Genomic DNA, 372 nt, shown 5'->3' on the forward strand with positions numbered 1-372 from the left:
TCTCGGTGAGGCCGCGATGGAGGTCGCCGATCAGTTCGACGGAGTCGCGGGCGAGGGCGCCGTAGAACAGGTCCGGATCGGTCTGTTCGTAGCGGAAGTCGCTGAGCAGTCCGACCGAGCGTTTCAGCGTCGCGCGGCGGGCGAAGTGGCGGGGCACGCGCGGGGGGCGGGCGGGGGGCACGGGGGGGAACCTAGCGGTCGGGCATACCGCGCCCCCGGTTGCCGGGTTTCGCCACTTTACGGTAGGGGGGGCGGGCTCGAGCCGGTAAAGGGGGTGGCCGGCAAACGGCCCGGGCGGGGAGGGGGGGCGCCACGGCGGGGGGGGTTCCTGCCGTGGTGGGGCGGCACCGGGGCACCCCCGGGGGGGGGGCG

At 76.1% G+C, this 372-nt stretch carries 1 pseudogene; it reads right to left on the minus strand.

The annotated features are described in order from the left end of the window. Positions 1-157 (minus strand): annotated as a pseudogene (locus IJ15_RS0124210) (SAM-dependent methyltransferase); the annotation flags it as partial. Positions 158-372 lie beyond the last annotated feature (215 nt).

The sequence above is a fragment of the Prescottella defluvii genome (assembly GCF_000738775.1).
Lineage (GTDB): Bacteria > Actinomycetota > Actinomycetes > Mycobacteriales > Mycobacteriaceae > Prescottella > Prescottella defluvii.